The sequence below is a fragment of the Spirosoma sp. genome (assembly GCF_048594605.1).
In the GTDB taxonomy this organism is placed as follows: domain Bacteria; phylum Bacteroidota; class Bacteroidia; order Cytophagales; family Spirosomataceae; genus Spirosoma.
In genome coordinates this window covers 1-10,445 of the sequence record NZ_JBMDWV010000410.1, presented here as the reverse complement: position 1 = coordinate 10,445, position 10,445 = coordinate 1, and the positions used below count along the sequence as shown (strand labels likewise).

Annotated in this window: 10 protein-coding genes, 2 tRNA genes and 1 pseudogene; 4 read left to right on the top strand and 9 right to left on the bottom strand. The window is 43.7% G+C overall.

The window, feature by feature from the left end; translation table 11 throughout:
• Positions 1–133: 133 nt before the first annotated feature.
• The 5 genes from ACOJS8_RS25595 to ACOJS8_RS25575 form a co-directional block, all read right to left on the bottom strand.
• The gene (locus ACOJS8_RS25595) at positions 134–481 is read right to left on the bottom strand and encodes a helix-turn-helix domain-containing protein (RefSeq protein ID WP_420151398.1); all 348 of its coding nucleotides are present in this window, start codon (positions 479–481) and stop codon (positions 134–136) included.
• A 138-nt stretch (positions 482–619) separates the two neighbouring features.
• Positions 620–2,281, bottom strand: coding sequence for a hypothetical protein (locus ACOJS8_RS25590; RefSeq protein WP_420151397.1), 1,662 nt, complete (start codon positions 2,279–2,281; stop codon positions 620–622).
• A 5-nt stretch (positions 2,282–2,286) separates the two neighbouring features.
• A complete protein-coding gene (locus ACOJS8_RS25585) occupies positions 2,287–3,576 on the bottom strand; it encodes a site-specific integrase (protein ID WP_420151396.1) in 1,290 nt (429 codons plus the stop codon).
• Positions 3,550–3,635, bottom strand: a tRNA-Leu gene (locus ACOJS8_RS25580). Before ACOJS8_RS25580 ends, ACOJS8_RS25585 begins: the two co-directional genes overlap by 27 nt.
• A gap of 55 nt (positions 3,636–3,690) precedes the next feature.
• Positions 3,691–3,766, bottom strand: a tRNA-Gly gene (locus tag ACOJS8_RS25575).
• A gap of 129 nt (positions 3,767–3,895) precedes the next feature.
• On the opposite strand from ACOJS8_RS25575, the gene ACOJS8_RS25570 reads away from it, so the two are divergent.
• The gene (locus tag ACOJS8_RS25570; RefSeq protein WP_420151395.1) at positions 3,896–4,045 is read left to right on the top strand and encodes a hypothetical protein; all 150 of its coding nucleotides are present in this window, start codon (positions 3,896–3,898) and stop codon (positions 4,043–4,045) included.
• A 98-nt stretch (positions 4,046–4,143) separates the two neighbouring features.
• Here ACOJS8_RS25570 and ACOJS8_RS25565 read toward each other — a convergent pair whose 3' ends face one another.
• The gene (locus ACOJS8_RS25565) at positions 4,144–5,388 is read right to left on the bottom strand and encodes a hypothetical protein (protein WP_420151394.1); all 1,245 of its coding nucleotides are present in this window, start codon (positions 5,386–5,388) and stop codon (positions 4,144–4,146) included.
• 152 nt (positions 5,389–5,540) lie between these two features.
• On the opposite strand from ACOJS8_RS25565, the gene ACOJS8_RS25560 reads away from it, so the two are divergent.
• Together ACOJS8_RS25560 and nfi are read left to right on the top strand one after the other, a co-directional pair.
• Positions 5,541–6,170 carry a hypothetical protein gene (locus ACOJS8_RS25560; RefSeq protein WP_420151393.1) on the top strand — a complete coding sequence of 210 codons (630 nt, stop codon included), beginning with the start codon at positions 5,541–5,543 and terminating at the stop codon, positions 6,168–6,170.
• 95 nt (positions 6,171–6,265) lie between these two features.
• Entirely contained in the window at positions 6,266–6,970 is a 705-nt protein-coding gene (nfi, locus tag ACOJS8_RS25555) for a deoxyribonuclease V (RefSeq protein WP_420151392.1), read from the top strand.
• On the opposite strand, the gene cydB is transcribed toward nfi, so the two are convergent.
• Together cydB and ACOJS8_RS25545 are read right to left on the bottom strand one after the other, a co-directional pair.
• Entirely contained in the window at positions 6,964–7,998 is a 1,035-nt protein-coding gene (cydB, locus tag ACOJS8_RS25550; RefSeq protein ID WP_420151391.1) for a cytochrome d ubiquinol oxidase subunit II, read from the bottom strand. The two genes, nfi and cydB, sit on opposite strands and share 7 nt — an antisense overlap.
• 53 nt (positions 7,999–8,051) lie before the next feature.
• On the bottom strand, positions 8,052–9,434 hold the full coding sequence (locus tag ACOJS8_RS25545; RefSeq protein ID WP_420151390.1) for a cytochrome ubiquinol oxidase subunit I: 1,383 nt from the start codon (positions 9,432–9,434) through the stop codon (positions 8,052–8,054).
• 238 nt (positions 9,435–9,672) lie between these two features.
• Between ACOJS8_RS25545 and ACOJS8_RS25540 the strand changes: the two genes are divergently transcribed.
• On the top strand, positions 9,673–10,029 hold the full coding sequence (locus tag ACOJS8_RS25540) for a winged helix-turn-helix domain-containing protein (RefSeq protein WP_420151389.1): 357 nt from the start codon (positions 9,673–9,675) through the stop codon (positions 10,027–10,029).
• Positions 10,030–10,172: 143 nt separating this feature from the next.
• Here the strand turns inward: ACOJS8_RS25540 and ACOJS8_RS25535 are convergent.
• Positions 10,173–10,445: pseudogene (locus ACOJS8_RS25535) on the bottom strand (rhomboid family intramembrane serine protease); the annotation flags it as partial.

The following is a 10,445-nucleotide window of genomic DNA, read 5'->3' as shown; positions in this document are numbered from 1 at the left end:
CACTTACAGACATAGCCCCATTCTCATGGTAGTGCTCAGTAACCCTCTCTAGTAGACCTGAAACATAAGCAGGGAGATCGACCCTCCCCGCTTTTTCTGAGGATAAGAATAAATGAGCCGTATCGTACATGGCTCAACGTGTTTTATGGAGATGACTCTTCTTTTCCCCCTTTTTAGAAGTGAAGGACCTAGCCTCTTGTTCAATTTCGTCGTTAGTTTTAATTCGATTACGTTTTAACCAACAATCTAATTCATCACGATCAAAATAGATTATTTTCCCCTCTGGTTTATAATGAGGTATAGAGTTAGAAGAAGTTAATTTGTAGATATAACTTTTACTAATACCTGTATAAGCAGAGGCTTCCTCTAAAGTTAACGTTTCCTTTTGTGCCGATAATAGCCGTTCTATGCGTGCTAAAACTTGTTTTTGTTCGTATAGATGCTGACTGATTTCAATCTCATTCATTATTACAATTGCCATCTTTCTAACTGTTTAAAACGGGTTAAAAATGGGTTTGAGTAAACCCTGATTAACTAGCGCTAATCATCGGCAATTACGGTATGTATAGGAAAAGAAGCGGCTTGACAGGATTGAGAATGGAGTTTGATAATCAATCTATCAACCTTTTATTGACTTGACGCTAAATAGTATTATATCTATATAGGATGCCTCTCTTGGGTTGCCCTTGTTTTCGTAATCAGATATCGCTTGGGACAAATCTTGAGCAGTAAATAATTTCAGATGATTATTGTTTTTATAGAAAATTTTTCTTTTCTCAATAATACTTTGCCATTTATCATTGTCTATTATTTTACCTGAGTGCATTTGTCTAAATAAATAGGCTAATGCACGATTACTTTTAAGCCATTGAATTGGTTCTGACATTATTTTGTTGCCTAACAGCGCTTCAGTAAATTGAAATATAGTAACGCTAGAATCGATGTATTTCTCACTATTTAGTTGAGAAAATAAAAGCTCGATTTGTTCTCCTGTCAGGGTACATAAAAATGAAAGCTCTAAGGATAGTTTCGGTAAGTTTATTGAGGATTTTTCAAGTCGTTGTATTAAGTAATCAAGAGACTTTACCAATATTTCAGCCTCGACGTATGGAGAACGTTGGTCTAAATGATAGTTTTTAACGATTTTTTCACCACTATTACTTTGTAGTTCTTTAATCGGCCTAATATACCGCCATTCTACAAATCCTTTAAGTAAAGTGTTATAAGCGTCAACCACTTCCGCGTGAGAAAAACCTGACGACACTGAAATTGGGTAAGTTAAAGAAGGTGCCTTGCTGCCTAAGTAGTCTTCAATATTTTGGATAAGAATCTTAATTAGCTTTTTTGAATCTATAGATCCATCTATTAACTTACTCAAAAGCGCTTTTTGTTTGCACCAATTATCATCTACTATTTTATTATGAATTTCTCTCATCAACTTTCGAATTTCAACATGCTCGCTTTCTTTATAGAAAGAAATAGCACTTATAAAAAGTCTGAAAAAATCTCCATCAAATTTTATGATTCTGTTAACAATTATATCTACTAGTTTAGCTTCAAACGGTAAATCCTCAATAACAAATTGAGACAATTCACCCTGTTGCGGGGGGATAAGGTTATACTCTAATTCAATTTTTTTGTTAAAGTTCTCCCATTTGCTTGGATGCATTAGCTGTTTTAAATCATTTCCGTTAGCTAGATAATATCGTATTAAAACTTCGTCAATTTTTCCTTTTAACCAATCTTTAGCGGTATATTTATCAACAGGGTTTTCAATACGTGTATTTAAGAATCGCCCCCTCACTCTATCATAGAATTGCTTTTTGGGACGAGAGGATAAGTTTGTATAATTTAACTTTAACTGCTCAAATGTATCAGTAATTACTGACATGAGATTACCCAAACGTTTAAATGTATTTGCTACTTTATTTATATCATCAACGTGAATCTGAAGTTTATTAACTGTTATATTATAATGTAGGATGCCAAACTCAGATTTTTTCTCACCATAAGTCAAATGTATAAATTGGGTTGACCACTCGTTTATCTGTGCCTCAAAATTTTTAAAGAAAGCCTCAACTTTATGCTGCTCAGTTGATAGAGCGAACTCTTCAAATTGATCACCAAGGTTATAATCTTCCACTATTATGAATAATTCATCAATCCTCTGCTCTTTGCTTAGAATAACGTACCAATCAAATTCTGTTGATATTTTACCCAGATAACTAATCAGTTCATTAATATTATTACTCCAAATTTTATATCTCTTATAAAATTTCATAATAATTATAATTCAATTTCAGGTAAGCGGTTTACAGCTTTTTGTTTTAGGGCCTCAACAACCCGAACATACTTTTGTGTATGCTCCAAGCTAGTATGACCTAAAAGCGAAGAAACCGTTTTAACATCGGTTTCATAGATTAAGAGATTTGTAGCAAATGAATGCCTGGCTACATGGAAGGTAACAGTCTTACTCAAGCCCGCGCGATCTTTCCAATAGCGTAAAACTTTAAGAATGCCTGTATGTGAGGGGAGAGTAAAAACGGCCTCTTCTGGCTTACCTTTTTCGCCTAAGAGCCGCAAAGCAGTTGTATTTAGATTGATGATTACAGGTTTGCTCGTCTTCTGTTGAGTCATTTGCAATGAGCCTCCCTGAATGTGCCGCCATTGTAAAACCTTTATATCACAGTAGCGTAAGCCTGTATTACAGGCAAATAGAAACGCTCTCTTTATTTGATCGTTGCCACAATGCGTTTTTGCTAATAGTTGCAGTTCTTCAACATTCAGAATGTCTTTACTTACTGTTTTATCAATTCGCTTATTCTGCACGTCTTGAGCTGGGCTGTTAGAGAATAGGTTATCACGAACGGCCTGTTTAAGCACTTTCTTAAACCTTGCAAAAAAGTCATAAGGTGTTTCTCCGCTCAGATTAGGGTGGTTATCCAAAAATTCTCTGAATCCTCTGCAAAAGTTCTCAGTAATAGCTTTAGTGGGTAAATAATCAGTTTGGGCGTACTCTCTAAGGTATTTAAGCATAGAGCCAAACATGCGAATGTCTTTTTTGGTGTACCCCTTAATAAACTGCTGTAAATACTCATAGAAATTTACCTTCTTTTTGAAGGCAGGCATAAAACCATATTCATCAGAGGCTACCATAAGCTCACGCTTTGCCCGTATATTCTCTGCCATTTTAAGCGTATCCTTATTGTGCTCTTTCTCTAAAGCGTCTTTGGGGCGTGGGTATAGGTAGAGTTTTAAAAACTCATACTGTCGCTGTTCGCCATCCCAACTATCTAAGTAAAGGCTGAGTTTACCGTTTGCCAGAGGCTTTTTCCTAAGTTTGATAGCCATACCTTGTTTCTGCGCTTGTTTATCTATTGTATTCCCTTGATAAATATACAGATAACCAGCGAAATCGAGTAACAAATGGGTAACAAAAAACGGTAAAACAAGAGCTGGGTAACAGAAAGTAGAAAGGCTGTAAAAAACAAAAGCACTGAAAATCAGTGCTTTTGTTTTTCTTTTGATTTCCCTTATTAGAGGGTTTTGTACCAGGAGCGGGAATCGAACCCGCACGGGCCGTAAGGCCCACAGGATTTTAAGTCCGGCGCGTCTACCTGTTCCGCCATCCCGGCATCCTCCGCATAAGCGGAGATTTACAAAAAAAGCACCGGGTTCGGTGCCTCTTTGTGGAGCGAAAGACGGGGTTCGAACCCGCGACCTCGACCTTGGCAAGGTCGCGCTCTACCAGCTGAGCTACTTTCGCGTTACGCAATTTGCCAATCCATCGGCGAATTGTGGATGCAAATTTAGGGCGTTTTCATGGTTTGTCAAGCCTTACTTTCAAATTTTTTTTACAGTTAGTACGTAGGACAAGCGCAAAAACTGATTTTGAGTGAGTTATCTTATCGACGACTTCACGGAATTTGGTCATGTACGTACGCACCGGACACGTCCGCTAAAATACATCCACTCCGATTCAATTCTGTACTGGTACGATAGGGGCACGTATCTGGAAACGACTAAGGAAACTCAGCCATATTAGTAATCTTGATGGAATAACCTGAATGACAGAGCAAATGAGCAGCCCCTTACTGGTATCCACAGCAGCTGATTTGGCACAATTCAAAACCCTTACTTTTCCTAACGAATGACTCGTTTCATCCAGCTTCCCCATAGCAGACCTATGCGGGCTGAGAAGATCGCGTAAATAAGTGCTTTGCCAAAACCAGTCCAGAAATCAGTAGCAGATTGCTTCAGCCAGGGGGCAAAGGCATACCGATACGCCCAATCGGGTGAACTGTCATACGTCCAGGAGTTTGATAGAAAGAAGCCATTCCGAGCGTAGGGCGATGTAAGCAGGAACTCTCCAAAAGGCCACTGAACGATTAGCAGGATGAGCATAAATACGCTCGCGTAAAGCCCGGCCAGTATCCAGTCGTTTAACTTTTTTTTCGTTGGCTTTTCAAAACGATGCATAAGCCAATCCAGAGCCAGGCCCGGAAATACTAATAACATGGGAAAGTGAAACGACTGATAGTGAGTAATCGGATTAAGCACGGGTCCTAGTCGGGGAGTTGCCGCAAAGTACTGGAGAATCCAGCTAGGCAGTGCCAGAGCTAGCATATACAATGCCGCAGTCGTAGCGACGGGCCAACGTAACAATGAAGCCCGTCCAACGGCCAATAAAAAAAACGGTAATATAATAGCCGCTGTAGCATAATACATTGGATTGTGCGATTCAAATTTGCCCATCGACTCCGACGCCATTATAAATAGCATAACAAGTATTAGGGCTGCAGAAATGGCAAACAGCCATTTTAGCCGATTTAATCGCGCGTTATAGTAAAGAGATTGATCATAAGGATGATTCCGGTTTTGATTTTGCAGCGCCAACACACCAATCATCGCCCCAAACTGAACGGTCATGATTCCGATAATCAGGATGGTGTGCGGAGGAGTTAGAATCTGAACATCCAGTCCATACGTATTGTGCCACCAATCATCGAAAGGAGCGGATGTTAACATGGCCAGCGCACCCCAGACGCAGAACATGGCCCCGAGCGAACCATAGAACACTCCCCAGAAAGGAACGGCAGTTGCCCGACCCGGATGATTTTTGTTTAGGGTTAAATCCAGAATCTGATAAGCAGAAAAAAGGCCAGATAGAATGGCACCGACATAAATAACTACGTGTGGAGGAGCCAGTAACCCATCGCGGCCGATACTCATGTGCCACATAATATCCCAAAGCAGGCCCATTACAACACAGAGCGAAGAGAAAACAACGGCGTAGATATAGATTGGTATGCCCAGCCGCCAGCCTCCTGAGCGAGTAACTGATGACGGCTGACCTGATTTAAATGAGGAAGGAAGCGCCGATTCCATAAACAGAGATTAAAATCTTACAAGGAATGATGAAAAAGCCAACAAGATTACCAACAAAGCTAAAGCTATTGTAGGTACACAGTTGAGCCAGCGGGACACAAATCAATTGAATTGTAGCGTTATTTGCATAAAGTTCATGAATTCTATTGATGATGAAACCCCGTTTTGATTTATCGGCGCTTGGCCCGGCTTTCGTAGGTAAGGCATTGTTGCTGTTCGGCTTTAGCCTGTTCATGAGTGCTTGCGTACCCGATTTTCTTGTGTCAGATCCGGATTGGGTGGTTATCGAGGCCGGTGAGCATGAGCCTAATCCGAAACGTAAAGTTGGGTTGCTGGTTAGCCCTCACGAAGTATCGGCAACCGTTACGTTCGACAGCAGCTGTATTTATGACATTGGCGCGGAGGACGCCGACGACTGGAATAAAGTGATTGGGTTAGGCTTTGTTGGATCAAAAGATCAGGATATTACCACCGGCGTACCTCCGCATCAGGTAGACGGTGCCCGTGTAGGCTGGCGTTGGAATAAACAACGAAACTGTATTGATCTGGGAGCCTATATTTATGTAGAAGGCAAACGTATTGATTTTAAAGTGGCCGAAACGACCATCAATACGCCAACGAAACTAACCATCAAGATCGATTACGATCGGAAAATGTATCAGGTGCTGGGCGGTCAGCCGGTGGCCTTTACACACAATAAAACGTTTGCCTACAATACGGGGCTTTATTTTGGGGGTACCTGGCCTGCTCCGCACCGCATTCGTGTGAAAATTGTCGATTAGAAAGCCAACTACCTGGGTACACAATCCAATAAGAAAGCCGTTTCACAAACCTATTCTCTTCTGTTTCGTTACGTAGTGACCAGCTTTTTCAGAATATGGCTCACTACCAAAACCTCCATGATTGGAACGTAACACCCACCGAAGCCATCGCACTGCAACAGCAGTTACGTTCGCAGATACGTATCGAACCGCTCACTAAAACGCCCCAAACGATTGCTGGCTGCGATATTTCGTTCAATAAATTTGAGGAGACCGTCTATGCCGGTATTGTGGTGCTGCGGCTCGATACGCTGGAAACCATTGAAGAAGCGGGTGTCATTGGCACAGCGCCATTTCCTTACATTCCGGGTCTGTTGTCATTTCGCGAAATTCCTTCATTATTGTTGGCATGGCAGAAGCTCAAAACAGAGCCCGACGTCGTGATGTTCGATGGGCATGGAACAGCTCACCCGCGCCGGATCGGGATTGCTTCACATGCCGGACTTTTTCTGAATAGGCCAACCTTTGGTTGTGGCAAATCAGTACTGGTTGGAAAATACGATGAACCTGCTCCCGAACGTGGGGCATGGTCGCCCATGCGGCATTATGGCGATGTTATCGGCGCTGCGCTACGTACTAAAAATAAAGTGAATCCGGTCTACGTATCGCCGGGTAATTTAATTGATATGGAAACGGCTATCGAGCTTACACTACGTTGCGATGGCGGTTATCGTATTCCTGAACCTACACGGAGGGCGCACAATCTAGTGAATGCGCTACGTAGAGGTGAGCGGCTTCCCGATTCCACACTGGATCAATAGCTGTGCTCTTCCAGCTTCACTTTGCCCCGGAAAGTCCAGAACATAAATACGGTATACGTAGCAACCAGCGGCATACCAATAAAGGCAAACAGTAGCATTGTACGTAGTGAACCGTCCGACGAAGCAGCTTCGTAAATGCTGATATGTCCTCTTGGATCAACGTTCGACAAGACCAGGTTTGGATATAAGCCCATCGCGAACAGAATGAGGAGCAGAGCGGTCGTAATAGCCGATGATATGAAGCCCCGCCGGTACTGGCGTTTTTCGATGCTACGTCGGATGTTCAGTACGATCAGGATAGCTGCAATTGCCAGAATAAACAATACCGGGTACGATTTAAAGATGGCCGTCATATGCGGTACGTAAATTAATGTGGCCATCGACGTAGCGATAAAGCACAGAATGAAAAACTTACTGGTGTTGTTGGCAATGACGGTCAGTTTCGCGTAGAGCCGGTCTTCGGTTTTCATCAGTAAATACATGGCCCCGTGCATCATAAACAGCGACAGGACCGTAACGGCAATCAGCATTGCATACGGGTTGAAAAAATCGCGCAGTCGTCCGACAAATTCATGCCTGGCGTTTAATGGTAGCCCTTGAATAAGATTGCCGAGTACCAATCCGAGCAGTAGAGAGATTGCCACACTAGACAGGCAGTAACTAATATCCCAGGTCTTTCGCCACCATTTCATGGTCTCTTTGCTACGAAACTCAATCGAAATACCCCGGAAAATAATCGCGACCAGAAACAGCATGAATGGCAGATAAAATACTGAGAGAATTGTGCCGTACACGAGCGGGAAAGCTGCAAACAACGAGCCTGCACCAATCACCAGCCAAACTTCGTTCCCATCCCAAACTGGACCGATAGCGTTGAGCGCTATTCGTCGGCTCTGCTCTTTGTTAAAGAACAAATGCAATGCCCCGGCTCCCAGGTCGAAGCCATCGAGAATGCCATAACCACTGATCAATGCACCAATTAGCAAAAACCACCAGGTGGGCAAATCGATTCCTAGAACGGTATCCATAAGTTGATTGATTGAATGACTGAATATTGCACGGCTATTCTTGCGTTAGCTGTTCAATTATTCAGAATAGGTTTAAACGACGGGTTCATGCGCGAAGTGGTTTCCCCATCCGATGTTACGTCGGGCCCATGCTGAATCTTTTTGTTGAGCAGATACAGAAACAAAAGAAACAGCATGACATAAACGAACGTGAACATAATAAGTGAAGCTAATACGTGCTCAGCTTTGACGGCCTGAGAGAGCGCATCGGAGGTACGTAGCAGCCCGTATACCACCCACGGTTGACGGCCCACTTCGGCCGTGTACCAGCCAACCTGGTTAGCAATTTGAGGCAGCAGCACTGAGAAGACAAAAACGACCATCAGCCAACGGGTTTCAAACAGCTTTTTTCGGTAAAGCAGGTACAAACTGAAGAGCGTCAACGCAATCAGCGTCATGCCAATAGCCACCATGGTGTGATACGTCTGGAAAACGAAGTTGACAGCCGTTGGTCGATTCTCGGGTTTGATGCTGTTCAGGCCGGGAATGGGCCGGTTAAAATCCTGATGAACCAGAAACGAAAGTCCGCCGGGAATTTTCAGGCCGGACGTTTTCTGCTCTTTGGCATTTACCCAGCCCATCAGATACATATCAGCCGGAGCCGATTTCTCGAAATGACCTTCCATGGCCGCCAGTTTCGCCGGTTGATATTTCGTAACAATCTCTGCCGATTTATGACCCGTAAACAACTGGCCCAAGGCAGAGATAGCTGCCACCCAGAGTGCAATTCGAAAAGCGGCCTGTGCGTGAACTACGTACTTCTTTTTCAGAATATACCAGGCGCTAACACTCAGCACCAGAAACGACCCTGCCAGCAAGGCACCGATTAATACGTGCGAATACCGCTCGACGGACGACGGATTGAACACCATTTCCCAGAAATCAGTCACGATGGCGCGGGCCTGCAGGCCTTCTCCTTCGATACGGTATCCCGACGGCGTTTGCTGCCATGAGTTAGCGACGACGATCCAGAGTGCCGAAAAAATAGAGCCGAGCGCTACCAGCACCGTTGCCATAAAATGCACGCGGGGGCTGACACGATTCCAGCCGAACAGCAGGATTCCCAGAAAGGCTGATTCCAGTGCAAAGGCAAAGATGCCTTCGGCCGCCAGAGCTGAACCAAAAATGTCGCCAACGTAGCGCGAGTACGTAGCCCAGTTTGTACCGAACTCAAACTCCATCACGATGCCCGTAGCAACGCCGATACCGAAAATAAGCGCAAAAATTTTAACCCAGAATCGGGTCAGTTCTTCGTAAATTTTGTCTTTGGTTTTCAGGTAAAGTCCTTCCATAATCACCAGGCATACACCAAGACCGATGCTCAGTGGCGGATAGATGTAGTGAAAGGCGATGGTGAAAGCGAACTGAATCCGGGAGAGTAATTCCACATTGTCCATAACCACAGAGATAGCTGGGACAGATCGCCGAGGTCGCAGACAGACAGTGCGATAAAGGGCGAACAAGGCGAGAAAACTATCGTCCGAAAGGTACGACTGGAAGCTGAAACCGCGGATGATTTTTCTGGAGATTTTTTCAGGAAAGTACGCCAGTAGACGAGGCATGAGCCTTTTTTCAACTAACTAGTTGCCTATCGTTGTATTTTTATCGCTTAGAACCAGGACGTATCATTGTCCAATGAAAAATCTTCGCATCAACGGTAGAATTTGGCTTGAAACTACGGCTAATGAGGAAGCCGAACGGTTTATGGGCATCGGTCGGCTGGAATTACTTGGGCATATTCAACGTACCGGCTCCATAAATCAGGCGGCAAAGGCGATGAATATGTCCTATAAACGCGCCTGGGATCTGGTTCACTCAATGAACACCCAGGCCGATCAGCCCTTGGTGATTACCCAAACGGGTGGTGAAAAAGGGGGAGGAGCCGTTATAACGGAAGAGGGCGAAAAATTTCTCAATCATTATCGCGGATTACAGGAGAGATTTCAGCGGTTTCTAACAGACGAATTGGCTAACCTGCCGGGAAATGAATGATTGATGAATCTGTTTGAGCTTTTTCTTTTCAGGAAATAGTAACTGAGGCTTTGTCATTTCGACTGTAGGGAGAAATCTCAAGCCAACTAATTGGAAAGTTGAGATTTCTCCCTACAGTCGAAATGACAAAGCATACAGTTTTTTTACTTTTTTAGCTGGTTTAAAACAGCCTGAATCTGCCGATCGTAGCTGTCAATCTGCTGGTTATAATCATGCGACGGGTCGGTCAGGGATTTTTGCAACAGTTTAAAACTATTGAGTCGTAACGTACTGTATTGACGTAGCAGCTTGTTACGTTGACGCAGCTTGTCAGGTAGCTCAAGCTTATCAGCGTCGTTGAGTAGGTCAATGGCCTGCTGCCAGGCTACAATGCCCTGATCGTTTATGGCTTTTGCTACGCCTGCCGCAGGGGTATT